Below are 25,875 nucleotides of genomic sequence, written 5' to 3' on the forward strand. Positions count from 1 at the left end.
GCTTGTGAACGCGTTCACATTCACAAGCAATTATGACGTATGGCGCCGGCGAGCCGGAGGGGTGGGGGGTCCCTAAGCGGGACCGTTCGACCTCTGGCGCGATTTCATCCCCGGGGCCCTGTCCTCCCGGGGCCCTGCTCACGCGGGACCCCGGGAGGACAGGGCGGTGCTCGGCTCCTGCCAGGGCAGGACTACAGATCCCTGTGGAAGCCCTCCGCCACCTTCATGAAGACGTCGTTCGCCTCGGCCTCGCCGATCGTCACGCGCACTCCTTCACCCGGGAAGGGCCGCACGACCACGCCGGCCTGCTCGCAGGCCGCCGCGAAGTCCACCGTGCGCTCCCCCAGCCGCAGCCACACGAAGTTCGCCTGGGTCTCGGGCACCGTCCAGCCCTGGGCGCGCAGCGCGTCCACCACGCGCGTGCGCTCGCACACCAGCGAGCCGACCCGGCCGAGCAGTTCGTCCTCCGCGCGCAGCGAGGCGATCGCCGCCTCCTGTGCCAGCTGGCTGACACCGAACGGCACCGCCGTCTTGCGCAGCGCGGCGGCCACCGGCTCATGCGCGACCGCGAAGCCGACGCGCAACCCGGCGAGGCCGTACGCCTTGGAGAAGGTGCGCAGCACACACACGTTCGGCCGCTTGCGGTACAGCTCGATGCCGTCCGGCACCTGAACGTCGCGGATGAACTCGCGGTACGCCTCGTCGATCACCACCAGCACATCGCCCGGCACGCGGTCCAGGAAGCGCTCCAGCTCCGCCCGGCGCACGACCGTGCCCGTCGGGTTGTTGGGATTGCAGACGAAGATCAGCCGGGTGCGGTCGGTGATCGCGTCGGCCATCGCGTCAAGGTCGTGCACCTCGCCGTCGGTCAGCGGCACCTGCACCGCTGTGGCACCGCTGACCCGGGTGATGATCGGATACGCCTCGAAGGACCGCCAGGCGTAGATCACCTCGTCGCCGGGGCCGCTCGTGGCCTGCAGCAGCTGCTGGGCCACCCCGACCGACCCCGTCCCGGTGGCGAGGTGCGACTGGGGCACCCCGAAGCGCTCCGACAGCTCGCTCATCAGGCCCGTGCACGCCATGTCCGGGTAGCGGTTGAAGGACGCGGCCGCCGCGGTCACCGTCTCCAGCACGCCCGACAGCGGCGGATAGGGGTTCTCGTTCGAGGACAGCTTGTAGGCCACCGGGCCGCCCGCCGCAGCAGGCCTGCCGGGCTTGTAGGTGGGGATGTCCTCCAGCTCGGCACGCAGCCTCGGGCTCGTCTCGCTCACCGCAGTCCTCCTCGCGCACACCACCGGCTCGCAACCGCCGCCGGCTCCAATGCTTCTCACCTTATGAGGATTCCGCGCCCCTGCGAATGGGCTGTGGGCAACCGCTCCGTCCTGTGTGGATCAACCGCTCCCTCCGTGTGGATCATGACACGAAGGCGCGTGCAGCCAGGGGCGCGTCGTCCCCTGTCGCACGCGCCGGTGGCTCACGCCGTGGCGCGCATCCCCCGTGCAGGTGAGTTGAGACCTCTTCGCAATATGGCCACCGTGACAGGTCCGCGCATGCCCTCACGCCATCTATTGACCTTGGATCGTTCAAGCCCCTTGCATTCCAAGGCACTTGACTATTTTTGATCATGCAGAAACGTGCCTGTCAACGGATGCATATGCGTCCGCACTACCCCACCGCATGAGCCCTACTATCGGCTCGCCATGACAGCAGCAGGGAAGCACCAGGTGAGCCGGGCGGAGACATCCCGCCGAGGCAGTCGGCCGGGCCGGGCGGGCATCAGAGACGTGGCCGCCGCCGCCGGGGTCTCCATCACGACCGTCTCCGACGCCCTCAACGGCAAGGGCCGGCTGCCGGACGCCACCCGACGCCACGTCCGCGAGGTCGCCGACCGGCTGGGCTATCGCCCCTCGGCCGCGGCCCGCACCCTCCGTACCGGCAAGTCGGGCCTCATCGGCCTGACCGTGACGACGTACGGGGATGAACCTTTCACCTTCACCGAGTTCGCGTACTTCGCGGAGATGGCCAGAGCCGCCACCTCCGCCGCCCTCGCCCGGGGATACGCCCTGGTCATCCTGCCCGCGACCTCGCGCCACGACGTGTGGTCGAACGTCGCCCTGGACGGCACGGTCGTCATCGACCCCTCCGACCAGGACCCGGTGGTCACCGAGCTGGTCCGGCAGGGGTTACCGGTCGTCTCCGACGGCCGCCCGGCCGGCTCGCTCCCGGTCACCGCCTGGGTCGACAACGACCACGAGGCCGCCGTCCTCGGCATCCTCGACCACCTGGCGGAAGCCGGCGCCCGCCGTATCGGGCTGCTGACCGGCACCACGACGGACACGTACACACATCTGTCCACGACCGCGTACCTCAACTGGTGCGAGCGCGTCGGACAGGACCCGGTCTACGAGGCCTACCCGGCCCACGACCCGTGCGCGGGCGCCGTAGCCGCCGACCGGCTGCTGGCCCGCCCGGACCGCCCGGACGCGGTGTACGGACTCTTCGACCCGAACGGCACCGACCTGCTCGCCGCGGCCCGCCGCTACGGCCTGCGCGTCCCCGAGGACCTGCTGCTCGTGTGCTGCAGCGAGTCCGCCGTGTACGCCAACACCGAGCCTCCCGTCACCACGCTCTCCCTCAAACCGCGCCGGATCGGCACCGCGGTGGTCCAGCTCCTCATCGACGCCATCGAGGGTGTCCAGCCGGAGCAGCCGGTCCAGCAGGTGATACCGACGGAACTGATCGTGCGTACGTCGTCCGAGCGACGCCCGCCGCGCACCACGGTCAGCCCGCCCCGGTCGCCCGAACAGGGGTAGCTCCCAGAGCACCCGCGGGTGACGCACCCGTTGCCCGCGGGCCGCCGAGGGCCGGACCCCGGCGGGAGAGCCCCGCCCATTTAGGGCGAAAGCCGCAGGGAACTGGAGGGCTTCCCCGATTCACCACCCCTGGGTCATCACATGGCGCGATCCGCATTCCTATGATGGGCCCACGACACCGCGGGCCGCTGCGACCAGGCAGTCCGATGCGGTGCAGATGCGGCGCGATGGTGGAGGGGTCGATGACTCAGGGGGCCGGTCAGGGACCCGAGGTGGAACGGACGGCGACGTTGCGCGACTTCCGGGTACCCGCGTACGTCCACGAGGCCGCTCCGTACCCGCAGAGCACGCACCCCGACCAGGTCACCGGCCCCGTCGCCGCCCCGGAGGCCTACCCCCCCGCGTACTCCGACGCGTACACGCCCACCGAACGTGACCTCCCGGTCGTCAACCGCGGTGACACGCTCCAGGCGGGCGTCACTCCCGCGTCCGCACCCGTCCCGCAGCCCGCTGAGGGGCCCGGTCCGCTGTTCGTCGTCGGAGACGTGCACGGCTATCTCGAGCAGCTTGTGGCGGCGCTCCAGGAGAAGGGCCTCATCGACGCCCAGGCACGTTGGTGTGCGGGCACGGCGAGGCTCTGGTTCCTCGGCGACTTCACCGACCGGGGGCCCGACGGCATCGGCGTCATCGACCTGGTGATGCGGCTGTCCGCGGAGGCGGCCGCGGCCGGCGGCTACTGCAAGGCGCTCATGGGCAACCACGAACTGCTGCTGCTCGGCGCCAAGCGGTTCGGCGACACCCCGGTCAACTCCGGCGCGGGCACCGCCACCTTCCAGGCCGCCTGGCTGCTCAACGGCGGCCAGAAGACCGACATGGACCGGCTGCAGGACCACCACCTGCAATGGATGGCCCGCCTCGACGCGGTCGAGGAGGTGGACGGGCACCTGCTGGTCCACTCGGACACCACCGCCTACCTCGACTACGGAGACTCCATCGAGGCGGTCAACGACACCATCCGCGAGACGCTCACCCGCAACGACGCGGACGAGGTCTGGGACCTCTTCCGCAAGTTCACCAAACGCTTCTCCTTCCGCGACGAGGGCGGCGCCGACGCCGTACGCTCCCTGCTGGACACCTACGGTGGCAGCCGCATCGTCCATGGTCACAGCCCCATTCCCTACCTCCTCGGCGAGGTCGGCTCGGAGGACGGCGAGGACACGACGGGTCCGGTGGTCGAGGGGCCGCACCTCTATGCGGACGGGCTGGCGATCGCAATGGACGGCGGGGTGACCATGGCCGGAAAGCTGCTCGTCCAGCAACTTCCGCTGGGCGTCTGAGCGTTCACCCGTCAGACGCCTCCCGACAGGACTGCGAAGACCGCAGGCCAGGGGCCAATTTCCGGAAACCCCCTGTCACCACGCGCCGTCACCGCTCTACCATCGGCTTATCCGTAGCAGGCTCCCCTCCGTTTCTGCCCGACGGCTCGTCAGCATGCCGAGCCCCAAGCCCTACGGAGCATCGGGGGATGCACATGAACAGCGTTCCGCAGCACCTGCTGAGCGAGGACCGCCAGGACTACGAGCGGATCCTCGATGAGGCGCTGCGCTCCGCACCACACCGCCCGGATCTGGCCGCTGTGGGTCAGCGGCTGAACTCCGAACAGTTGCGCACCATGGCACTGAACGCCACCGCCCTCATCACCGCGGCGGCGGCCACCGAGTACCAGCACTATGTGAGCGTCCGCGAGGAACTGCGCCGGCCTGCGCCGTCCGCCCCGATCATCCAGGACACCACCTCCGGTTCCCCGGAGCCGGACCTGGACGCTCTGGGACTCGCCGCCGCCGTGGGAGAGGCCGCGGCGAGCGCCGGGACCGGTGCCGTCATCGCGGTCCTCGCCCCCTTCCTCGCGGGAGCCGCCGCGGCGATCTTCCTGCTTGTGGGGTACACCCTCAAGATGGTCAGTCCCGGTCAGGCGTTCGCCCGGACGCTCCTGACCACTGGGTGGGTCTTCGGCGCGGTGACCGCGGCGTCAATCCTGGTCGCCGCGATCGGCCTGCTGCTCACCGCCCTGCGCAACAGCGCCTCGGCACGAGAGGCGGACGCGTCGGGCACGTTGACCACAGAGGTGGCTCAGGCCAGGGATGCCTGGCACGAGGCGCTGCTGGAGCGCGGCATCCTGCCGTTCCTCCGTGAAGCGCTCAGCGACCCGGGTACGGCCGCCATGACCCGTAAGGCACCGGAGGCCGCCGCCGGCCGCATTCCGCACCTCGGCTACGACCGCCCCGGGTTCAGCAGCCCCGACAGCGGCCCGGCCGCCGGTACACGCCCCAGCTTCAGCAGCCCTGACTTCACGAGCCCGGACTTCGGGGGGCCGGAACACAAGCCGGAGTGACAGGCCCCGGACGGCGACCGGCCGCCGTCCGAAAAAGGATTTCGGATCCCGCCTTCGGCGGCCTACCCTCCACAGACGACGGGCGATCCGCGCCTCTGTTCGTTCGACGAGCGCACGGCTGTGGACATGCGATGCCTTGGACAAGCGGCGTCGTGCCGTTTCCGATACCACGATCCGCCTACCAGCGAGGGGGAGCCGGTTCCTCCGGCCTGCGCAGCGACCACGCAGGCCGGAGCAACCGGATGACGGAACGCCCGGAGGCGCTGCCAGGTCAGTCGGCGATGGGCAGATAGACGCGGTTCCCCGCTGCGGCGAACTCCCTCGACTTCTGTGCCATGCCCTCCTCGATCTCCTCCCGATTGGCCCCGTGTTCGCGGCGGATGTCCTGGGAGATCTTCATCGAGCAGAACTTCGGCCCGCACATCGAGCAGAAGTGTGCGGTCTTGGCCGGCTCCGCCGGGAGGGTCTCATCGTGGAAGTCGCGGGCCGTGTCCGGGTCGAGGGCCAGGTTGAACTGGTCCTCCCAGCGGAACTCGAAGCGTGCGTCGGACAGCGCGTCGTCCCACGCCTGCGCGCCCGGGTGCCCCTTGGCCAGGTCGGCCGCATGCGCGGCGATCTTGTAGGTGATGACGCCGGTCTTGACGTCGTCACGGTTGGGCAGACCCAGGTGCTCCTTGGGGGTGACGTAGCAGAGCATCGCCGTGCCCCACCAGGCGATCATCGCAGCGCCGATGCCGGAGGTGATGTGGTCGTACGCCGGCGCGATGTCCGTCGTCAGCGGGCCGAGCGTATAGAACGGAGCCTCATCGCAGATCTCCTGCTGGAGGTCGATGTTCTCCTTGATCTTGTGCATCGGGACATGTCCCGGGCCCTCGATCATGGTCTGTACGCCGAAACGCCTGGCGATCCGGCCGAGTTCCCCGAGCGTGCGCAGTTCCGCGAACTGCGCCTCGTCGTTGGCGTCCGCGATCGAGCCGGGCCTGAGGCCGTCGCCCAGCGAGTACGTGACGTCGTAGGCGGCGAGGATCTCGCACAGCTCCTCGAAATGCTCGTAGAGGAACGACTCCTTGTGGTGCGCCAGGCACCAGGCCGCCATGATCGAGCCGCCACGGGAGACGATGCCGGTCTTGCGGTTCGCGGTCAGCGGTACGTACGACAGGCGCACACCCGCGTGCACCGTCATGTAGTCGACGCCCTGCTCGGCCTGCTCGATGACCGTGTCCTTGTAGATCTCCCAGGTCAGCTCCTCCGCCTTCCCGTCGACCTTCTCAAGGGCCTGGTAGAGCGGCACCGTGCCGATCGGCACGGGGGAGTTGCGCAGGACCCACTCGCGCGTGGTGTGGATGTTGCGGCCGGTGGACAGATCCATGACCGTGTCGGCGCCCCAGCGGGTCGCCCAGGTCATCTTCTCGACCTCCTCCTCGATGGAGGAGGTCACCGCGGAGTTGCCGATGTTGGCGTTGACCTTCACCAGGAATCGCTTGCCGATGATCATCGGCTCGATCTCGGGGTGGTTGATGTTGGCCGGAAGGACCGCGCGGCCCGCCGCGATCTCCTCGCGTACCACCTCCGGGGAGACGTTCTCCCGGATGGCGACGAACTCCATCTCGGGCGTGATCTCGCCGCGTCGTGCGTACGCCAGCTGCGTCACCGCCTTGCCGTCGCGGCTGCGCCGCGGCTGACGCGGCCGCCCCGGGAACACCGCGTCGAGGTTGCGCAGTCCGCCCCGCGGCGAGGTGTGCTTGATCCCGTCGTCCTCCGGGCGGACGGGACGACCCGCGTACTCCTCGGTGTCGCCGCGGGCGGTGATCCAGTTCTCCCGCAGGGGGGCCAGGCCCCTGCGGACGTCTGTCTCGAGGAGCGGATCGGTGTACGGGCCGGAGGTGTCGTACAACGTGACCGACTGCCCGTTGGTGAGGTGCACTCGACGAACCGGCACGCGCAGATCGGGGCGTGAGCCCTCGATGTACGCCTTGTGCCAGCCGATGGACTGTCCGGCCTCCTGGGGCTGTTCGCCCTGAACAGAGGCAGGCGTGCGTACGTCCTTGTTGGTCATGTGACCTACTCCCTACGCCGGCATTACCCGGTAACAGGTTCAGCGGTCGACGCAGCGGCTTCCGCCCGCCGATGTTCCACGTGAAACATCGCGTCTGCGGAGTCAGCGCCCTCTCAGCCCGGTGCTCCGAGCTCCCGCGTGTGCAAAGGTCCTCTCACGCTAGCGTCTCTTTGCGTGAGCTGAACAGTGGGCCTCACGTCCTCTTGCGATGATGCCTCGGTGACCACGACACAGCATCCGCCCCCGTACCCGCCGCCCGACCCGCCCCACGGCCACCATCAGGGCGGCGCACATGGTCATGGACCGAGTGCCGGCCACCGGCATGCGCCGAGTGGTGGGCACGGCCACTCCCACAGCCATGGCCCGGCAGCCCCCGTGTCGCGGCACCTGCGCAGGGTCATCGCCGCGATCCTCATCTCCTTCACGGCGGCCGTGGTGATCGGTCTCGTCGTGCTGTGGCCCGGCGGCGTGCCGTCGCACAAACGCACCGGTGTCGGATTCGACCGGCAGACCCAGCAGGCCACGGTCACCCGGGTGATCGAGGTGGACTGCAAGTCGGTGAACGCCTCGGGTGACACCCCGACCGGCGACACCTCCACGGCCGAGGGCTCCTCGGCGCGGCAGCAGTCGACCGGCACCTGCAAAAAGGCGACGGTCCGCGTCGACACGGGCAAGGACCAGGGCCGGACGTTCACGGAGATCGTCCAGCCGGACCAGTCACGGCAGTTGCATCAGGGCGAGAAGGTCGTGGTCGCGTACGAACCGTCCGCTCCAAGGGATCTGCAGTACTCGGTGGCCGATGTGAGCCGCAAGCTCCCCATGGCGCTGCTGGCCGGTGTCTTCGCCGTCGCCGTGGTGGTGGTGGGCCGGATGCGCGGTGTGATGGCGCTCATCGCGCTGGCCGTCAGCTTCCTGGTGCTGAGCCTGTTCATCCTGCCAGCGATCCTGCAGGGTTTGAACCCCCTGCTCGTGGCCGTGGTCGGATCCAGCGCCATCATGCTGATCGCCCTCTACATGTGCCACGGGCTCTCGGCGCGCACCTCGGTGGCGGTGCTCGGCACGCTCATCTCACTCTCCCTGATCGGTGTACTGGGTTCCCTGTTCATCGGCTGGGCCGCGCTGACCGGCAACACCGACGACAACACCGGCCTGATCCACGGCCTCTACCCGGGAATCGACATGAGCGGCCTGCTGCTGGCCGGCGTCATCATCGGCTCGCTCGGTGTCCTCGACGATGTGACGGTGACGCAGACGTCGGCGGTCTGGGAGCTCCACGAAGCGAACCCGTCGATGGGCTGGCGTGGTCTGTACCGTGCGGGCATCCGCATCGGCCGCGACCACATCGCGTCGGTCGTCAACACACTCGTCCTGGCGTACGCGGGTGCCGCTCTGCCTCTGTTGCTGCTGTTCTCGATCGCGCAGAGCAGCGTGGCCACCGTTGCCAACAGCGAGCTGGTCGCGGAGGAGATCGTGCGCACGCTCGTGGGTTCGATCGGTCTGGTCGCCTCGGTGCCCGTGACCACGGCGCTGGCCGCCCTCGTGGTCTCCGCCGACCGTTCGGACCGGTCCGCCGCTCCGGCCGCCGTGCCGGCCCGTGGTGGGCGGGGGCGGCGCCGCAGGCACTGAGGGTGCCCGAGCCCTGGAGACCGCACCGCAGAAGCGTTACGGCACCCACCGCGCCCCCCGCACCTCCGCGAGGAACCGTTACAGCACGGACGTACGGCGTCAGCCCGCGCTCTGCTCCTCGGCCAGGATCCGGTCCAGCGCCTCGTCCAGATGGGCGTCGAAGTCGGCGAGGGAGCCCTCCTGACCGAGCGGCACCAGCTTGTCCGTACGGTCCAGGAACGCGACCAGCGGCACCGCCCCGGACCGGAACAGGGCCCGGTCGGCGCCCACCTGGAGCCGGATCAGCACATCGCCGAAGGTGTCCGGCTCGGCGGGCGCAATGTGCACATCTCCGTCGCCGCACGGCCTGCCCACGCCGTCCACCAGCAACTCGCGCCCGAATGCCCAGGTGACGGGGGCGTCCCCGGGCAAGTGGAAGGTCAACCTCACGGCATAGGGATCACAGGTCTCGTAACACAGTTCCACCGGAATGCGGAACGAGAGCTCCTCCGAGACGAGAAAGCTCATCATCACCTCTGCCTGTACCGACTCGCGCATCGTCTACCCCGTCAGTAGCCGTGGACTGGCCAGGAAGCATCCCCTGACACCTGCTGGAAGTTTGCTGAACGTGCATGGCAGATCACAAGGAGTGAGTTTTCAGATGCTGATAGAGAGGGCGAGTGACCCGAGCATCCGTGCGATCTCCTCCTGCAGTCGGCGTGCCAGCGGCAGCAGCCGGTCGGCCTCACCCGCCGGCAGCGAGATCGCCATCGCCGCGGCCATCGGCCCCACGGTCAGGGGAATCGCGGCACAGACCGCCCCGAGCGCATACTCCTGGCGCTCGATCACGGGTTCTGTGCGCTTGAGACGCTCCAGCCGACGGAGGAACGCGCGCTCGTCATGGACGGTGTACGGCGTGATCGCCCGAACGGGGTAGCGGTCGAGGTGGTCCCGGCGGGCCTCCTCGTCGAGCTGGGACAGCAGGCACTGGCCGACCGCGTGGGCGTGCCCGGTCTCACGGAAGTCGGCCCACTCCTCGACCGCCGGGCTGCCGGCGACGCCCAGGACCTCGATCTCGCCCTCGCGGTAGACCGCGTAGTACACCGGAGAACCGATGGAATCACGCCATTGTGCGAGCGCGTCCTCCACCGTGCTGCGACGTTTCTGCTGGGCTGCGTCGGCGCCCAGCCGCTCGGCCGCCTCGCCGAGGAAGAACAGGCCCTTCTCGCGGCGCAGATAGCCCTCGTGCGTCAGGGTGCGCAACAGGTGGTAGGTCGTGGGCAGTGCCAGGCAGACCTCGCGCGCCAGTTGTTTGGCGGTGGCCCCGTACGGACGTCCGGCGACGGCTTCGAGGAGGCGCATCGCGCGCTGTACGGATCCGATGAGGGTGGTGGAGGGCGGTTGCGCGGGCGGAAGAGGGGGGCGCTCCTCCCCGGGTGAGGTCCGTCGCTGTGCGGGCGGGGCGGTTGAGTCTGCGGATGCGGTACCAACCGTGGCCAAGGATCACTCCCGGAGCGCGAGGGCGGCCTCCCGTGCGGGGACACAGGAGGGGATGCGCCGCGCGGGGCTACCGCGCGCGAGTTCCGGACTCTAACGGCCCGTCACCGCGGTCCGACGGTGTCGCCGGGAAAACTTCCCTCCCCCGAGGGAACGTCCTGTTCCGTGTTACCGCCGCCCCTTGCCCTCCGCCCCCGCGGACCGCAGCCCCGTGACACGCTTCTTCGTCTCGGCGCGCTCCGGACGGCTCACCAGTCTCCGCGTGAGGTGGAGTTCGACATGAACTTCCGTACGACGTAGATGAGTCCGCCGACCAGCGCGACGAAGAGCAGCATCTTGAAGAGCAGCCCGATCACGAAGCCGACGACGGACGCGATCATGCCGCCGAAGACGACCAGGGCGATGACCGGCACCGCGATCCACTTCACCCACCACGGCAAACCCGCGAAGATCTCTCGCATCGCCCTTGTCCTTGTCTCTCGGCGTCTGTGTGCCTCTTGGGCCCGCGCCCCGCGTCCCGTCCGGGGCGGCGCTCGCGGTCCTTCGATGTCCTGCCCTCGATGCTAGGGCCGCCGCAGGGGGCGGCGGGCGTCCTCGATCCCTTGTCCTCCCCTGATTCCTCCCCTGAGGGAACCCCGAGAGGCGCCTCAGCTTTCGGGCGGAGAGAACACCACCAGCACCCTCAGGTCCTCGGTGATGTGGTGGAACTTGTGGGGGACTCCGGCCGGCACGTAGACGACGCTGCCGCGCCCGACCTGGGTCGTCTCCATGCCGACGGTGATCGAGGCGCGTCCGCTGACGACGAAGTACACCTCGTCCTGCCGGTGCGGCTTCTGCGGGTCCAGGTCGCCCGCTTCGAGCGCGTACAGGCCGACCGACATGTTCCGCTCCCGCAGGAACTGCAGATACGCGCCCTCGTTCGCGGCGCGCTCCGCCTCCAGTTCGTCCAGCCGGAATGCCTTCATCGCCCTTGTCCGCCCTTGCTCGGTACTCACCCGTGATCCGGTCTGCCACGATCAGACACATGAAGAATTTCGTAGTCAAGACGATCGCCAACGCCGGGGCCCTCGCCGTCGCCGTGTGGCTGCTCGACAAGATCACCCTCACGGGTTCAAGCACCGGCAGAAAGATAGGCACGCTGATCGTCGTCGCGTTGCTGTTCGGCCTGGTGAACTTCCTGGTCAAGCCGATCGTGAAGGTGCTGACCTTTCCGCTGTTCATCCTGACGCTCGGCCTGATCACCCTGGTCGTCAACGCGCTGATGCTGCTCCTCACCTCGTGGCTGGCGGGCAAGCTGGACCTGAGCTTCCATGTCGAGAGCTTCTGGACCGCCGTCCTGGGCGGCCTGATCATCTCGATCGTCTCCTGGGCCCTGCACGTCGTGCTGCCCGACGAGGACTGAGTGAGCCGCATGACCTACCGCGTCTGTTTCGTCTGCACCGGCAACATCTGCCGTTCCCCGATGGCCGAGTCCGTCTTCCGCGCCCGCGTCGAGGAGACGGGGCTCGACGACCGGGTCGAGGTCGACAGCGCCGGCACGGGCGGCTGGCACGAGGGCGACGGCGCCGATCCGCGCACCGTGGCCGTCCTCGAGGAGAACGGCTACGTCAGCGATCATGTCGCACGGCAGTTCCAGCCCTCCTGGTTCTCCCGCCTGGATCTGGTGCTCGCCCTGGACTCGGGGCACCTGAAGGCCCTGCGCCGCCTAGCGCCCACTCCCGAGGACGCGGCGAAGGTGCGGCTCCTGCGTTCCTACGACCCGGCCGCCGACGGCGATCTCGACGTGCCGGACCCCTACTACGGGGGGATGGACGGCTTCGAGGAGTGCCTTGAGATGGTGGAGGCGGCGAGCGCCGGCCTGCTCGCCGCGGTACGCGAGAAGGTGGAGGGACGGGCAGCATGAGTTCAGGGGACACCGGCACGACCGGCGCGGGGTACGGCGACGGCACGCGCGCGGTCCGCGCGGGGCTGCCCGAGCCGGTCAAGCACGAGCCGACCCTGCCGGGTCCCGTCTTCGCCGCGCACTACCACCTGCCCGGCGAGGTGACCGGTCCGTACACCTACGGGCGCGACGAGAATCCCACCTGGAACCACCTGGAGCGCGCCATCGGTGAGCTGGAGGCGCCCGGTGAGGACGACGTGGAGACGCTCACCTTCGCCTCCGGCATGGCCGCGATCTCGGCGGTCCTGTTCTCCCAGCTGCGCACGGGCGACGCGGTGGTGCTGCCCGAGGACGGGTACCAGGCGCTGCCGCTGGTGCGTGAGCAGCTCACGGCGTACGGCATCGAGGTGCGCACCGCGCCGACCGCCGGCGACGCCCAGCTCGGGGTCCTCAACGGCGCGAGGCTGCTGTGGATCGAGACCCCCTCCAACCCGGGACTCGACGTCTGCGACGTGCGACGACTCGTCGATGCGGCCCATGCTCAGGGCACCCTCGTCGCCGTGGACAACACCCTGGCGACCCCGCTCGGCCAGCGGCCCCTGGAACTGGGCGCCGACTTCTCCGTGGCCAGCGGCACCAAGATGCTCACCGGGCACGGAGATCTGCTGCTCGGATACGTGGCGTCCCGCAACACCGGGCTGATGGCGTCGGTACGGCGCTGGCGCAAGATCGTCGGTGCGATCCCGGGTCCCATGGAGGCCTGGCTGGCGCACCGGTCGCTCGCCACCCTCCCGCTGCGCGCAGATCGGCAGACCGCCAACGCGCTCGCCGTCGCCGAGGCGCTGCGCGGCCGCCCGGAGGTGACCGGGCTGCGGTACCCCGGCCTGCCCGACGACCCGTCCCACAAGATCGCCGCGCAGCAGATGCGGCGCTTCGGGTGTGTGGTGTCGTTCGTGTTGCCCACACGCGCGCGTGCCGAGCGCTTTCTCGACGCACTGCGCCTCGTCGACGACGCGACGAGCTTCGGAGGGGTTCGGTCCACCGCCGAGCGACGTGGGCGCTGGGGCGGGGACGCGGTACCGGAAGGCTTCATCCGGTTGTCGGTCGGCGCCGAGGATCCCGAGGACCTGGTGGCCGATGTGCTCCGTGCGCTGGACGAGTCGGTGCACTGACAGGTGTCGACCGCCGGTGACCGCCTCGGCTACGCACCTCGGGGGTGTCCGTCCGCCGGCCAGGGCCGCCGTTCTACGTACGACGGACGGTCCGAGCCTCCCCCCTCGTGGCTCGGACCGTCCCGGTTCCGCGCGCCAAGAACCGCGCGATCTAGGCTAATTGACTCCGCGTCAGAGTCCAATCACGGTAGCGACAGAGACCTATCGACTTATTTATAGTTGGGCGCGTCCGAGGGTGTGGGGAGGGGAGAGAGCACCATGGATCTGGCCCTGCTGCGCACCTTTGTGACCGTGCACCGAGCCGGCTCCTTCACCCGTGCCGCGGCGCTGCTCGGCCTCTCGCAGCCGGCGGTCACCTCCCAGATCCGCACGCTCGAACGTCAACTGGGCCGCCCCCTGTTCCTGCGGCGGGCCCGCGGGGTGACACCGACGACCATAGGCGACGAACTCGCGCACAAGGCCGCGCCCCATCTCGACGCCCTGGTGGAGATCGCCGAGACCGGGCTCGACGAGCAGGTGTCGCTGCGCACCCTGCATCTCGCCGGGCCGCCGGAGTTCACCGCCGTGCGCGCCCTGCCCGCGCTCGCGGAACTGACCGGCGACGACGGACAGGGGTTCGCCCTGCGTGTTTCCTTCGGGACCATGGACGAGACGCTCGAAGGGCTCGCCGCCGGGCATCACGACCTGGCCATCACCACCGCCAGGCCACGCGGTGCTCTGCTCACGGCGACTCCGTTGTGCGACGAGGAGCATGTCCTGGTGGCGGCGCCGCGCTGGGCGTCCCGCATCGATCCCGGCACGCTGCGCCGGGAGGGCGCCGATGCGCTGGAGAGCCTTCCGGTGGTCGAGGTGCACGAATCACTGCCCTTCGTCTGCCGCTACTGGGCCTCCGTCTTCGACTCCCGCCCGGCCGCCTCCGGCACCGTCGTCGTCCCCGATCTGCGGGCCGTGCTCGGCTGCACCACCACCGGCGCCGGACTCGCCGTGCTGCCGCGCTATCTGTGCGCCTCCGCGCTGGAGCGGGGCGAGGTGGTGGTCCTGCACGAACCCGCTGTTCCCCCGCTACGGACCTACTTCCTCGTGGTGCGGACCGGAACGCTTGCCATGCCACACATCGCACGGGCCCAGGAGTGCCTGCAGCGGGCGGCGGCCGACTGGGGCTGAGCGATGACCGTGTGCGATGCAGGTGCAGGCGATGTTTCACGTGGCACGTGCTGGGCCACATTTCTCCCATGACCGTTCGCCCCGTGGTCAAGCGCACCGCCCGCGCCATCCTGCTCGATGGCGACGATCTGATCCTGATCAAGCGAACCAAGCCCGGCATGGATCCGTACTGGGTCACTCCGGGTGGCGGGGTCGAGCCCTCCGATGCCACCGTCATCGACGCGCTGCACCGGGAGGTCGACGAAGAACTCGGTGCCAAGATCACCGATGTGGTGCCCTGCTTCGTGGACACGGTGGAGCACATCGGCGAGGGCGGCTCGACCGGCGTGAAGGTTCAGCACTTCTTCGTCTGCCGTCTGGAGTCCATGGACGAACGCCTTCGGCATGGCCCCGAGATCGAGGAGCCGGCCGGGGAGTACGAAATCGTGCGGGTGCCCTTCACCCGCGTGGGAATCGCCTCGGTTCATCTCGTCCCGCTGTCACTGCGGCACTACCTGGACGGAAACATCGAGGGCGTACGGGCCATGCACGCGCCCGACCTGGGCTGAGGACCCGGCCGACGTTTCACGTGAAACGTCCGTCCCTGTACCGTGCTGCGGGGTGGGGCATGGCCAAAAGCATGTGTGTTGCACCTCAAACCGGTGGACGCCGGTGGCCCCTGTCGGACAGCCTGACCAGCGTGTCGACACCTGCCCTCGCCGCTCTGCCCATCCGCCGTCTGACCCTCCGCGACCTCCACGCCTGCGCGGACCTGTCCGAGGACCGGGGCTGGCCCCGCGAGGAACACAAGTGGGGCCTGCTTCTCGCCGCCGGGAAGGCATACGGCATCGACGATCCCCAAGGCGGACTCGTCACCGCGTGTGTCGTCACCGAGTACGGGCCCAGCCACCGCCCCGACCTCTGTGCCATCGGCATGGTGCTCGTCGCCGAGCGGCACGCCCACCAAGGCGTCGGCCGTCGGCTGATGCGGCATGTGGTCGCCGAGGCGGGCACCGCCCCGCTGACGCTGTACGCGACCCCTTACGGACGTCCCCTGTACGAAGAGCTGGGCTTCAAGGTCATCGGCAGCTCCGAGATGGTGCGCGGGCACTTCACGGCCGACGGACCGCCCTCCGCCGTCAGGACCCGTCCGGCCACCGGGGAGGACCTCGCCACCCTCGTCCGGCTGGACGAGGAGGTGTTCGGCGCCGACCGTACGCACATGATCACCCGCTTGCCCGCCTTCGTCGACCAGCTGCGAGTCGCCGAGGAGAGCGGGCAGATCATCGGTTACGCGGCTGCCTGGCCCAACATGGACACCCATGTCGTGGGGCCCCTCATCGCCCGCGACACGGAGACCGCGAAGGCCCTCGTCGCCTCCCTGGCCGCACACACCGACCGTCCCCTGCGCACGGATGTCGACGTACGGCACGAGTCCCTGCTGACCTGGTTGAAGGAGCGGGGTCTTGCCTCGGCGGGCGTCAACGCGGTCATGACCTACGGCATTCCGGACCTGCCCGGCGACTGGACCCGGCGTTTCGCCCCGCTGACCGTCGCGGCGGGCTGATCGGAGGCGCACGGCGAGACACGCGCCGGAACTGGCCCCACTGGTCCGCGTCGTCGAGTCCCTGGACGTGCCGGCCTAGCGGCACCCACGTCCAGGACACTCGAAGGGGCCTAGGGTTCGGGGCATGGGAGAACTCGACATACGGCCCGCCGTCGCCGACGACGTGCCCGCGATCGTCGCCATGCTCGCCGACGACCCCCTCGGCGCCCAGCGCGAATCACCGGACGATCTGACGCCCTACATGAATGCCCTGGACCGGGTGAGCAGCGACCCGAACCAGCGCCTCGTGGTCGCCGTACGCGACGGCAGGGTCGTCGGCACGCTCCAGCTCACCCTCATTCCCGGACTGTCCCGCAAGGGGGCCACCCGCTCGCTCATCGAGGCCGTCCGTATCCACGCCGACGAACGCGGCGGCGGCCTGGGAACACAACTCATCGAATGGGCGGTGGACGAATCCAGGCGCCTCAACTGCCAGTTGATCCAGCTGACGTCGGACGCAACCCGCACCGACGCCCACCGTTTCTACCAACGTCTCGGCTTCGAAGCGTCGCACGTGGGCTTCAAGCGGCAGCTCTGAGGACTCGTCGGTGAAGGGGCCCGTTTCACGTGAAACAAGCCTCTTCGTGCCGCTCGGCGGGGGCCTACCGGATCCCTCTCCACCCGTCCTGGTCGACACCGCCGGGCACCGGAGCCCCCTCCTCGTACGGCTGCCGCGTAAACACGAACGACCCGAGGTCGAGATGGCTCACCGATCCGTCCGGCCGCCGTACGGCCTTCAGAACCTCCCCCGCGTAATAGCCGTCCAGCCCCGTCCAGGTGCCGTCCCCGCTGGGCCGTAGGCGCCCACGCCGACCGACACCGGACAACGGTTCCAGGGAAACGCTGCCGTCGGCCGTCAGCCGCAGCACGAAACCCTGCGTGCCCCAGTACCACTGCCCCACCAGTTCCAGCACCGACCGGTCCACATCGGGCAGCGGCCGCCACGGTTCGGGGATCCTCGGCTCCGACTCCGCCACGATCGCCACGAGATCGGCGGCAACGGAGGAGACCGCCGGCCCCGAGGTGCAGTTGGCCAGTACGACGGCCGCCACGTCATCCGCCACGCTGAGCGTGAGATCGGCAAGGAACCCGGGCAGAGAACCGGAATGCCCCACCAGAAGACGGCCGTCCCGGCGCTGAAGCCGCAGTCCCAGACCGTACGCGGAGCCCGCCACCACCTCTGACACCTCGGGGGGTGCGGCCGCCGTCCGCATCTCCCGTACGGACTCCGCACCCAGCACCCGCTCGTCACCCTGCGCCAGAAAGGCAGCGAAACGGGCCAGGTCACCCGTGGTGGACCACAGTTGACCGGCGGGAGCCATCCGCCCGAGATCCTCGGCAGGTTCCGGCAGCATCACATCCGCCCACGGATGAACTGCCCACCCGCCCGCATGCGGTGCCTGCGGCCGGCCGCCGGTCCGGTGCAGCCCCAGCGGCTCCAGCACCTCCCGCCGCAGAACGTCCTCCCAAGGTGCACCGCGCACTTCCTCGACCAACGCGCCCAGAAGCGTGTAGCCGGGATTGGAGTAGTGGAACGTGCGCCCGACCGGGTGCCGCAGCGGATGCGCGCCCAGCACGTCCGCCAGCTCGGGCCGCAAGGTGCCCGGCGTCCGTTCCCACCACGGACCGGGCGACTCCGCCGCCAGGCCCCCGGTATGGGCGAGCAGATCGGCGATGGTCGCCTCCCCCACCCCGGTGCCCGGCAGATGCTTCTCCAGCGGATCGCCGAGATCCAGAACGCCCTCGTCACGCAGCCGCAGCACGAGAACCGCGGTGAACGTCTTGGTGATGGACCCGATCCTGAACTGGACGTTCTCGTCCGGAGCATGGCCGTCCACACAGGATCGCGCACCATGCCACACCGTCCGCCCACCCCGGACGACGGCCGCCACCAGCGACGGCGCCCGCCCCTCGGCCTGGGCCACGGCGATGCGGTGCAGCAGCGCCCGGCGCGTTGCGGGAAGCAGCTCTTCCTCAGATGTCGTCATGGCCCCAGTCCACCCGCTGCGGCATCCCGCGTCGAGCGCGTTTGCCTGGTGCCCCCTCACCCGACGAAGATCTGCTTCCCGGCTGGGACCCACGATTCACCGTGCTGATCGCGGCCTGCGACGACACGGTCGTGCCGCGATCGATCACCGCACTCCCGGTCGGCCTGACCTGGCCGTCGGCGCCGGGCGTCACACTGATCGGCGATACCGCGCACCTGATGCCGCCGGTGGGAGAGGGCGCCAACATGGCGCTGCTCGACGGCGCCCTGCTCGGTCTCGCGCTGACCGCGCACCCGGACGACTTTCCCGCCGCCGTCAAAGAATACGAACGCGAGATGTTCGAACGCACCAGCGCTGCCGCCCGGATGTCAGCGGACATGCACGCATTGCTGGCGTCGCCGGACGCCGCCCGGGACATGCTCGGGTTCTTCCAACCCGGCTGAAGACAACCACATACGACCAGGAAACCGGTCGTCCAGTCGGCGCGATCACGACCCCTCAGGTCAGGAAGCCTGAAGAGTGAACGCGCCGACCTGCCTGTCTCACGGCCGCTTCATAAGTGCAGGCCGATATGAAGCTGGAGCGTGAGACTGTGCAGCGAAGTCTGAGACCCGACAACGGCAAATCAGGTCTGTGCCATGTCCACGAACCGGGAGTAGTGGCCCTGGAAGGCGACCGTGATCGTCGCCGTCGGGCCGTTGCGGTGCTTGCCGACGATGATGTCCGCCTCACCCGCCCGCGGCGACTCCTTCTCGTAGGCATCCTCACGGTGCAGCAGGATCACCATGTCGGCGTCCTGCTCGATCGAACCCGACTCGCGCAGATCGGACACCATCGGCTTCTTGTCCGTGCGCTGCTCCGGACCACGGTTCAGCTGCGACAGCGCGATCACCGGCAGCTCCAGCTCCTTGGCCAGCAGCTTCAGGTTCCGTGACATCTCGGAGACCTCCTGCTGCCGGCTCTCGGACCGCTTGGAACCGGACTGCATCAGCTGCAGGTAGTCGATGACGACCAGTTTCAGATCATTGCGCTGCTTCAGACGACGGCACTTCGCCCGGATCTCCATCATGGACAGGTTCGGCGAGTCGTCGATGTACAGGGGTGCGGCCGACACGTCCGGCATGCGGCGGGCCAGCCTGGTCCAGTCCTCGTCCGTCATCGTGCCCGACCGCATGTGGTGCAGTGCCACCCGCGCCTCCGCGGACAGCAGACGCATGGCGATCTCGTTGCGCCCCATCTCCAGCGAGAAGATCACGCTCGGCAGGTTGTGCTTGATCGCAGCCGCTCGGGCGAAGTCGAGAGCCAGCGTCGACTTACCCATCGCGGGACGCGCGGCGATGATGATCATCTGGCCCGGATGAAGGCCGTTGGTGAGCTGGTCCAGATCGGTGAAGCCGGTCGGCACACCGGTCATCTCCCCCGACCGTGAGCCGATCGCCTCGATCTCGTCGAGCGCCCCCTCCATGATCTCGCTCAACGGCAGATAGTCCTCCGCCGTGCGCTGCTCGGTCACCGCGAAGATCTCGGCCTGAGCGCTGTTGACGATCTCGTCGATGTCGCCGTCGGCCGCGTACCCCATCTGTGTGATGCGCGTACCGGCCTCCACCAGGCGCCGCAGCACCGCACGCTCGTGCACGATCTGGGCGTAGTACTCGGCATTCGCCGCGGTCGGCACCGTCTGCACCAGGGTGTGCAGATACGAGGCCCCGCCGACCTTGGTGATCTCACCGCGCTTGGTCAGCTCCGCCGCGACCGTGATGGGGTCGGCCGGCTCACCCTTCGCGTACAGGTCGAGGATCGCCTGGTAGATCGTTTCGTGCGCCGGCCGGTAGAAGTCGTGGCCCTTGAGGATCTCCACGACGTCCGCGATCGCGTCCTTGGACAGGAGCATGCCGCCGAGGACGGACTGTTCGGCGTCCAGGTCCTGTGGCGGCACCCGCTCGAAGGCGGAGCCCCCACCGTCCCAGGCACCACTGTCCGGCCCCCTCTCATGCTGCTCGTCACGCCCCTTGCCGCCCTCGCGGCGCCGGCGGGAGGCGGGGACACGATCGCCGGGACCGCTGTCGGCCCACTGATCGTCCAAGGGCTCGGAAATGCTCACCGGGCCGCCTCCTCCCGTCCGCCGCGCGGACCTCGCCGTGCACCCCCATTTCTAGGGCACGACACTGACAAAGCCAGAAGCCCAGCTCCGGTTCAGACGCGTCGGTCGAGCGCGTTGTCCGAGGACGGAGAGGGAGCGGGCGCCGGACCACGTTAGGCCCCTGGGCACCGTCAGCCAATCTGGTTATCCACAGGCCATGTGGACGAGACGCCCAACGCTGTGGACAACTCCGCGAAACCTGTGCACGACACGGTGGACAGCTCTGTGAACAAGCCCTCAACCCTTGAGTGGGACCCCATACGACCTGGGGCTTTGCCGTCCACCGCTTGTGCAGAACAAAAACTTCCCCGGTCGGATCAAGATCATCAACAGCCGTGGACAGTACAGGGGGACAGAGCGTCTACAGTAAGGGACACACTCGCGTTACAGCTATTACCTGTGGACGATTGGATCGGTGGTCATGACACAGGCTCACGCGACACCCCGCGTCCTTGGACGCCGGCACGACCGGGAGATCGTCGCACTGGCCGTTCCGGCCTTCGGCGCACTCATCGCGGAGCCCCTCTTCGTCATGGCCGACAGCGCGATCGTCGGTCATCTCGGCACCTCGCAACTTGCCGGACTCGGTATCGCCTCGGCGCTTCTCACCACCGCCGTGAGCATCTTCGTCTTTCTCGCCTACGCCACCACAGCCGCTGTCGCGCGCCGCGTCGGCTCTGGAGACCTACGCTCGGCCATCCGCCAGGGCATGGACGGTATCTGGCTGGCGGTGCTGCTGGGAACAGCCGTCATCGCCGTCGTCCTCCCCACGGCACCCGGCATCGTGGCCCTCTTCGGCGCCTCGCCGACCGCGGCCCCCTATGCGACGACGTATCTGCGGATCTCGGCACTCGGCATCCCTGCGATGCTGGTGGTGCTGGCCTCCACCGGCGTGCTTCGCGGGCTGCAGGACACGAGGACACCGCTGTACGTGGCGATCGCGGGTTTCCTGGCGAACGCCGCCCTCAACGCGGGGCTCGTCTACGGCGTCGGACTCGGCATCGCCGGATCCGCCTGGGGCACCGTCGTCGCTCAGTGCGGGATGGCGACCGCGTACTTGTACGTCGTCGTCCGCGGTGCCCGCCGGCACGGTGCCTCGCTGCGGCCGGATGCTGCCGGTATACGTGCCTGCGCACAGGCGGGGGCACCACTGTTGATCCGTACGCTGTCACTGCGGGCGATCCTGATGATCGCCACAGCCGTCGCCGCGCGGCTCGGGGACGCCGACATCGCCGCGCACCAGATCGTCCTGTCCTTGTGGAGCCTGCTCGCGTTCGCGCTGGACGCGATCGCCATCGCGGGACAGGCCATCATCGGACGCTATCTCGGTGCGGACGACCCGTGGGGTGCCCGCGCAGCGTGCCGCCGCATGGTGCAGTGGGGCATCACGGTCGGCCTCGCGCTCGGACTGCTGGTGCTGGCGGCACGGCCGCTGTTCCTCCCTCTGTTCACCAGCGATCCGGCCGTTCACCGGGCGGCTCTGTCCGCTCTCGTGCTGGTGGCCCTCTCACAACCCGTCTGCGGTGTCGTCTTCGTCCTGGACGGGGTGCTGATGGGAGCGGGCGACGGACCGTATCTGGCCTGGGCGATGCTCTTGACTCTGGCGGTCTTCGCTCCTGCCGCGCTGCTTGTTCCGGTCGTCGGGGCCGGGCTCACCGCCCTGTGGGCGGCGATGACACTCATGATGACCGTGCGGATGGTCACTCTGTGGCTGCGTTCTCGCTCGGGCCGCTGGATTGTGACCGGTGCGACGCGCTGACGGCGTCGACCGCCCGGAGTCGCGGTGTTTCACGTGAAACGAGGGGAGTAACCAGTATCCAGCGACGAAGAAGGGCCGTACCGCTCGGGTACGACCCTTCTTCCAACTGCTCGCCGGTCGAGCGCGGCGTCAGGCCGCGACAACCTCGATGCTGACCTTGGCGGCCACCTCGGGGTGCAGACGCACGGACGTCTCGTGGGCGCCCAGCGTCTTGATCGGCGCACCGAGCTCGATGCGCCGCTTGTCCACCTCGGGACCACCGGAGGCCTTGATCGCCGAGGCGATGTCGGCCGGGGTGACGGAACCGAAGAGACGGCCGGAGTCGCCGGAGCGGACGGCCAGGCGGACCTTCACGCCCTCGAGCTGGGCCTTGACCTGGTTGGCCTGCTCGATGGTCTGGATCTCGTGGATCTTGCGGGCGCGACGGATCTGCTCGACGTCCTTCTCGCCCCCCTTGGTCCAGCGGATCGCGAACTTCCGCGGGATCAGGTAGTTGCGGGCGTATCCGTCCTTGACGTCGACGACATCGCCCGCGGCGCCGAGGCCGGAGACCTCGTGGGTGAGGATGATCTTCATGAGTGGGTCACCCTTCCCTTAGCGCGCGGTGGAGGTGTAGGGCAGCAGCGCCATCTCACGGCTGTTCTTGACGGCCGTGGCGACGTCACGCTGATGCTGCGTGCAGTTGCCGGTCACGCGACGGGCACGGATCTTGCCGCGGTCGGAAATGAACTTCCGCAGCATGTTCGTGTCCTTGTAGTCCACGTACGTGACCTTGTCCTTGCAGAATGCGCAGACCTTCTTCTTCGGCTTGCGCACAGGCGGCTTCGCCATGGTGTTTCTCCTGTGTGATCAAGAAGTTTGGGTACGACCCGCCCTTGGCCCGAGGGCCTAGAAGGGGGGCTCGTCCGAGTAGCCGCCACCGCCGCCACCGCCGCCGGAGCCACCGCCCCAGCCGCCGCCACCCTGCTGGCCGCCGGCGGGAGCGCCGGTCGCCCACGGGTCGTCGGCAGGTGCGCCGCCGCCCTGCTGACCGCCGCCGGGGCCACCGCCCCAGCCGCCGCCACCCTGGCCGCCACCGCCGCCGTAACCACCCTGGCCACCGCGGCCGGCGGTCTTGGTGACCTTGGCCGTGGCGTTGCGCAGGCTGGCGCCGACCTCGTCGACGTCGAGCTCGTAGACCGTGCGCTTGACGCCCTCACGGTCCTCGTAGGACCGCTGCTTCAGCCGGCCCTGCACGATGACGCGCATGCCTCGCTGGAGCGACTCGGCGACGTTCTCCGCCGCCTGGCGCCAGACCGAGCAGGTCAGGAAGAGGCTCTCGCCGTCCTTCCACTCGTTGGTCTGACGGTCGAAGGTGCGGGGAGTGGACGCGATGCGGAACTTCGCGACCGCCGCACCGGACGGGGTGAAGCGCAGCTCGGGGTCATCGACAAGGTTGCCGACGACCGTGATGACGGTCTCGCCTGCCATGGGGGAACCTCTCGGCGGGTTTGCTGCTGGCTGCTTGGTGCTACTCGAATCCCGGGTTCAACCGAGCCGGAGAGCTCAGTGGGTCTCGGGGCGGAGGACCTTGGTCCGGAGGACCGACTCGTTCAGGTTCATCTGGCGGTCGAGCTCCTTGACGACCGCAGGCTCGGCCTGCAGGTCGATGACCGAGTAGATGCCCTCGGGCTTCTTCTTGATCTCGTAGGCGAGACGACGACGACCCCAGGTGTCGACCTTCTCGACCTTTCCGCCACCGTCACGGACGACGGAAAGGAAGTTCTCGATCAGCGGGGAGACAGCGCGCTCCTCGAGATCGGGGTCGAGGATGACCATCACCTCGTAGTGACGCATGTGGAACCCACCTCCTTCGGACTCAGCGGCCACGGTCGTTCCGTGGCAGGAGGGTTGCGATGCGTACGCAACGGTGCCTGTAGTAAATCAGCCGCCACTGACAATCGGAGGCCGGTCGACGGTTGACCCGGCTGTGCCTGGGCAGACACCGGTGCAGACGGTACAGACTACCCGCACACGTGCTTCCGGTTGAAATCCGGGCCTCGTGGCCGTCAATCTGTACGCATCGGGTGTGTATGGCGCTACGATGCGCCGCCTTCCGCAGGAGGTGCCCCATGGCACAGGTATTGCGACCCAACACCACCGGTTCCCTCTTCGCCACGGACGGCAAGGCCCACCCAGTCCAGGACACCTTCCTCGTGGTGACCCTGGTGCTGGGCGTCACGGCCTTCGTGACGGCACTGGTTTCCAAGGATCTGCATCTGATCAGCTCCTGGACCGGCCTGGTGGGGATCTTCACCGGCGCCTACGGGCAGTACATCTCCGTGACGACCCGAGAGCGCTTCGGCCTGATCCTGGGGCTCGGTGCCTCAGCCATCGGCTTTTTCCTGGGCATGGCCCACGGTGGTCTCTTCGGCGGAGTCGTCGGCCACTGACCGTCGGACCTCGGTGCGGTCGGCGGTGCCGTGGGCGACCCGCCGGACGCACAGGTTGCGCAGGGCCAGTCGGGGCGCTCGCGGGGCGCAGTAGGCTTCGGCGCGAGAGCCGGAGCCCCTGTACCCATGGGGACACACCAGCCCGAGGAGCGCCCCGAATGAGCCTGACCCTGAGGACGATCAGTCGCGAGCAGCATCTGGCGTACATCCAGAGCCTGCCGGCGGCGAGCCACATGCAGGTCCCGGCATGGGCAGACGTCAAGGCGGAGTGGCGGTCCGAGAACCTCGGCTGGTTCGACAAGAACGGCGAACTGGTGGGCGTCGGTCTGGTGTTGTACCGGCAGCTGCCCAAGATCAAGCGCTATCTCGCGTATCTCCCCGAGGGCCCGGTCATCAACTGGTTCGCGCCGAACCTGGAGGACTGGATCCAGCCGATGCTCGCGCACCTGAAGCAGCAGGGCGCCTTCTCCGTGAAGATGGGCCCGCCGGTGATCATCCGCCGGTGGAACGCGGAGACCATCAAGAAGGGCATCCAGGACCCGGACGTCAAGCGGCTGCGTGACCTGGAGGCCGACTTCATCGAGCCGCGCGCGTTCGAAGTGTCCGACAAGCTGCGTCGGATGGGCTGGCAGCAGGGCGAGGACGGCGGGGCCGGCTTCGGCGACGTGCAGCCGCGGTACGTCTTCCAGGTGCCGCTCGCCAACCGGTCCCTGGAAGAGGTCCACAAGAACTTCAACCAGCTGTGGCGCCGCAACATCAAGAAGGCCGAGAAGGCGGGCGTCGAGGTGGTCCAGGGCGGCTACCACGACCTCGAGGAGTGGCAGCGCCTGTACGAGATCACCGCGGTGCGCGACCACTTCCGGCCGCGCCCGCTGTCGTACTTCCAGCGCATGTGGACGGCCCTCAACAGCGAGGACCCCAACCGTATGCGGCTGTACTTCGCGCGGCACAACGGTGTGAACCTGTCGGCGGCGACGATGCTGATCGTCGGCGGCCACGTCTGGTACTCCTACGGAGCCTCCGACAACATCGGCCGTGAGGTACGGCCGTCGAACGCGATGCAGTGGCGGATGCTGCGCGACGCCTACGCGCTCGGCGCCACCGTCTACGACCTGCGCGGCATCTCCGACTCTCTGGACGAGACGGACCACCTCTTCGGCCTGATCCAGTTCAAGGTGGGTACCGGCGGGCAGGCAGCCGAGTACCTCGGCGAGTGGGACTTCCCGCTCAACAAGCTGCTCCACAAGGCGCTCGACATCTACATGTCGCGCCGCTGAGGACAAAGACCCGCGCCGGACCGCCCGAGCGGACCGGCGAGCCCCGCCGGTCCGGCGGATCCGTCACAATCCCTCTCAGACCTCTGACACACGGCAGCCACGAGAAAGGTTCC

General features: G+C 68.8%; 26 protein-coding genes and 1 pseudogene. 15 read left to right on the forward strand and 12 right to left on the reverse strand.

Annotated elements, in window-relative coordinates:
- Positions 1–191: 191 nt before the first annotated feature.
- Positions 192–1,271 (reverse strand): histidinol-phosphate transaminase, encoded by a 1,080-nt coding sequence (hisC, locus tag AC5WS8_RS07865; RefSeq protein WP_496102568.1) that lies wholly within the window; start codon positions 1,269–1,271, stop codon positions 192–194.
- 429 nt (positions 1,272–1,700) lie between these two features.
- Between hisC and AC5WS8_RS07870 the strand changes: the two genes are divergently transcribed.
- The 3 genes from AC5WS8_RS07870 (at position 1,701) to AC5WS8_RS07880 (ending at position 5,205) form a co-directional block, all read left to right on the forward strand.
- Positions 1,701–2,813 (forward strand): LacI family DNA-binding transcriptional regulator, encoded by a 1,113-nt coding sequence (locus AC5WS8_RS07870; RefSeq protein ID WP_496102569.1) that lies wholly within the window; start codon positions 1,701–1,703, stop codon positions 2,811–2,813.
- A 227-nt stretch (positions 2,814–3,040) separates the two neighbouring features.
- Positions 3,041–4,150, forward strand: a complete 1,110-nt coding sequence (locus tag AC5WS8_RS07875) for a metallophosphoesterase (protein ID WP_496102570.1) — start codon at positions 3,041–3,043, stop codon at positions 4,148–4,150.
- A 188-nt stretch (positions 4,151–4,338) separates the two neighbouring features.
- Positions 4,339–5,205 carry a hypothetical protein gene (locus AC5WS8_RS07880; protein ID WP_496102571.1) on the forward strand — a complete coding sequence of 289 codons (867 nt, stop codon included), beginning with the start codon at positions 4,339–4,341 and terminating at the stop codon, positions 5,203–5,205.
- 271 nt (positions 5,206–5,476) lie between these two features.
- Here AC5WS8_RS07880 and thiC read toward each other — a convergent pair whose 3' ends face one another.
- Positions 5,477–7,261, reverse strand: a complete 1,785-nt coding sequence (gene thiC / locus AC5WS8_RS07885; RefSeq protein ID WP_496102572.1) for a phosphomethylpyrimidine synthase ThiC — start codon at positions 7,259–7,261, stop codon at positions 5,477–5,479.
- Between the two features lie 219 nt (positions 7,262–7,480).
- Here thiC and AC5WS8_RS07890 point away from each other — a divergent pair, with 219 nt between their 5' ends.
- Positions 7,481–8,887, forward strand: coding sequence for a YibE/F family protein (locus AC5WS8_RS07890; protein WP_496102573.1), 1,407 nt, complete (start codon positions 7,481–7,483; stop codon positions 8,885–8,887).
- A 99-nt stretch (positions 8,888–8,986) separates the two neighbouring features.
- Here the strand turns inward: AC5WS8_RS07890 and AC5WS8_RS07895 are convergent, their stop codons facing one another.
- The 4 genes from AC5WS8_RS07895 to AC5WS8_RS07910 all read right to left on the reverse strand — a co-directional run bounded on the left by AC5WS8_RS07895 (position 8,987) and on the right by AC5WS8_RS07910 (position 11,328).
- Positions 8,987–9,424, reverse strand: coding sequence for an SsgA family sporulation/cell division regulator (locus tag AC5WS8_RS07895; RefSeq protein WP_059127372.1), 438 nt, complete (start codon positions 9,422–9,424; stop codon positions 8,987–8,989).
- Positions 9,425–9,523: 99 nt separating this feature from the next.
- Complete coding sequence (locus tag AC5WS8_RS07900) at positions 9,524–10,366, reverse strand: IclR family transcriptional regulator (protein ID WP_496102574.1); 843 nt, start codon at positions 10,364–10,366, stop codon at positions 9,524–9,526.
- A gap of 245 nt (positions 10,367–10,611) precedes the next feature.
- On the reverse strand, positions 10,612–10,824 hold the full coding sequence (locus AC5WS8_RS07905; protein WP_496102575.1) for a DUF5326 family protein: 213 nt from the start codon (positions 10,822–10,824) through the stop codon (positions 10,612–10,614).
- Positions 10,825–11,010: 186 nt separating this feature from the next.
- Positions 11,011–11,328: a cupin domain-containing protein gene (locus AC5WS8_RS07910; RefSeq protein WP_496102576.1), complete on the reverse strand. Its 318-nt coding sequence runs from the start codon at positions 11,326–11,328 to the stop codon at positions 11,011–11,013.
- A gap of 59 nt (positions 11,329–11,387) precedes the next feature.
- On the opposite strand from AC5WS8_RS07910, the gene AC5WS8_RS07915 reads away from it, so the two are divergent.
- The 7 genes from AC5WS8_RS07915 (at position 11,388) to AC5WS8_RS07945 (ending at position 16,704) form a co-directional block, all read left to right on the forward strand.
- Positions 11,388–11,765, forward strand: a complete 378-nt coding sequence (locus AC5WS8_RS07915; RefSeq protein ID WP_496102577.1) for a phage holin family protein — start codon at positions 11,388–11,390, stop codon at positions 11,763–11,765.
- A 9-nt stretch (positions 11,766–11,774) separates the two neighbouring features.
- Positions 11,775–12,266: a low molecular weight protein-tyrosine-phosphatase gene (locus AC5WS8_RS07920; protein ID WP_496102578.1), complete on the forward strand. Its 492-nt coding sequence runs from the start codon at positions 11,775–11,777 to the stop codon at positions 12,264–12,266.
- Positions 12,263–13,417: a cystathionine gamma-lyase gene (locus tag AC5WS8_RS07925; RefSeq protein WP_496102579.1), complete on the forward strand. Its 1,155-nt coding sequence runs from the start codon at positions 12,263–12,265 to the stop codon at positions 13,415–13,417. The genes AC5WS8_RS07920 and AC5WS8_RS07925 overlap by 4 nt, the downstream gene beginning before the upstream one ends.
- A 258-nt stretch (positions 13,418–13,675) precedes the next feature.
- Positions 13,676–14,581 carry a LysR family transcriptional regulator gene (locus AC5WS8_RS07930; RefSeq protein WP_496102580.1) on the forward strand — a complete coding sequence of 302 codons (906 nt, stop codon included), beginning with the start codon at positions 13,676–13,678 and terminating at the stop codon, positions 14,579–14,581.
- Positions 14,582–14,649: 68 nt separating this feature from the next.
- Entirely contained in the window at positions 14,650–15,129 is a 480-nt protein-coding gene (locus tag AC5WS8_RS07935; RefSeq protein ID WP_496102581.1) for an NUDIX domain-containing protein, read from the forward strand.
- Between the two features lie 131 nt (positions 15,130–15,260).
- A complete protein-coding gene (locus tag AC5WS8_RS07940) occupies positions 15,261–16,127 on the forward strand; it encodes a GNAT family N-acetyltransferase (RefSeq protein WP_496102582.1) in 867 nt (288 codons plus the stop codon).
- A 124-nt stretch (positions 16,128–16,251) separates the two neighbouring features.
- On the forward strand, positions 16,252–16,704 hold the full coding sequence (locus tag AC5WS8_RS07945) for a GNAT family N-acetyltransferase (protein WP_496102583.1): 453 nt from the start codon (positions 16,252–16,254) through the stop codon (positions 16,702–16,704).
- A 64-nt stretch (positions 16,705–16,768) separates the two neighbouring features.
- Here AC5WS8_RS07945 and AC5WS8_RS07950 read toward each other — a convergent pair whose 3' ends face one another.
- Positions 16,769–18,154 carry a serine hydrolase domain-containing protein gene (locus AC5WS8_RS07950; RefSeq protein ID WP_496102584.1) on the reverse strand — a complete coding sequence of 462 codons (1,386 nt, stop codon included), beginning with the start codon at positions 18,152–18,154 and terminating at the stop codon, positions 16,769–16,771.
- Between the two features lie 68 nt (positions 18,155–18,222).
- Between AC5WS8_RS07950 and AC5WS8_RS07955 the strand changes: the two are divergent.
- Positions 18,223–18,597, forward strand: a pseudogene (locus tag AC5WS8_RS07955) (FAD-dependent oxidoreductase); the annotation flags it as partial.
- 182 nt (positions 18,598–18,779) lie between these two features.
- On the opposite strand, the gene dnaB reads toward AC5WS8_RS07955, so the two are convergent.
- On the reverse strand, positions 18,780–20,255 hold the full coding sequence (gene dnaB / locus AC5WS8_RS07960) for a replicative DNA helicase (RefSeq protein ID WP_496102585.1): 1,476 nt from the start codon (positions 20,253–20,255) through the stop codon (positions 18,780–18,782).
- Between the two features lie 460 nt (positions 20,256–20,715).
- Here dnaB and AC5WS8_RS07965 point away from each other — a divergent pair, with 460 nt between their 5' ends.
- Entirely contained in the window at positions 20,716–22,053 is a 1,338-nt protein-coding gene (locus AC5WS8_RS07965) for an MATE family efflux transporter (protein WP_496102586.1), read from the forward strand.
- A 129-nt stretch (positions 22,054–22,182) separates the two neighbouring features.
- On the opposite strand, the gene rplI is transcribed toward AC5WS8_RS07965, so the two are convergent.
- The 4 genes from rplI to rpsF form a co-directional block, all read right to left on the reverse strand.
- Positions 22,183–22,629, reverse strand: a complete 447-nt coding sequence (gene rplI, locus AC5WS8_RS07970; RefSeq protein WP_030615103.1) for a 50S ribosomal protein L9 — start codon at positions 22,627–22,629, stop codon at positions 22,183–22,185.
- A gap of 18 nt (positions 22,630–22,647) precedes the next feature.
- Positions 22,648–22,884, reverse strand: a complete 237-nt coding sequence (gene rpsR / locus AC5WS8_RS07975) for a 30S ribosomal protein S18 (protein WP_003949403.1) — start codon at positions 22,882–22,884, stop codon at positions 22,648–22,650.
- Between the two features lie 57 nt (positions 22,885–22,941).
- Positions 22,942–23,523, reverse strand: coding sequence for a single-stranded DNA-binding protein (locus AC5WS8_RS07980; protein ID WP_496102587.1), 582 nt, complete (start codon positions 23,521–23,523; stop codon positions 22,942–22,944).
- 75 nt (positions 23,524–23,598) lie between these two features.
- Entirely contained in the window at positions 23,599–23,889 is a 291-nt protein-coding gene (gene rpsF, locus AC5WS8_RS07985) for a 30S ribosomal protein S6 (RefSeq protein WP_014673750.1), read from the reverse strand.
- Between the two features lie 275 nt (positions 23,890–24,164).
- Between rpsF and AC5WS8_RS07990 the strand changes: the two genes are divergently transcribed.
- Positions 24,165–24,485, forward strand: coding sequence for a hypothetical protein (locus AC5WS8_RS07990; protein ID WP_496102588.1), 321 nt, complete (start codon positions 24,165–24,167; stop codon positions 24,483–24,485).
- A gap of 158 nt (positions 24,486–24,643) precedes the next feature.
- Positions 24,644–25,762 carry a peptidoglycan bridge formation glycyltransferase FemX gene (gene femX / locus AC5WS8_RS07995; RefSeq protein WP_496102589.1) on the forward strand — a complete coding sequence of 373 codons (1,119 nt, stop codon included), beginning with the start codon at positions 24,644–24,646 and terminating at the stop codon, positions 25,760–25,762.
- Positions 25,763–25,875: the final 113 nt, after the last annotated feature.

Source organism: Streptomyces sp. PTL18, assembly GCF_059510295.1.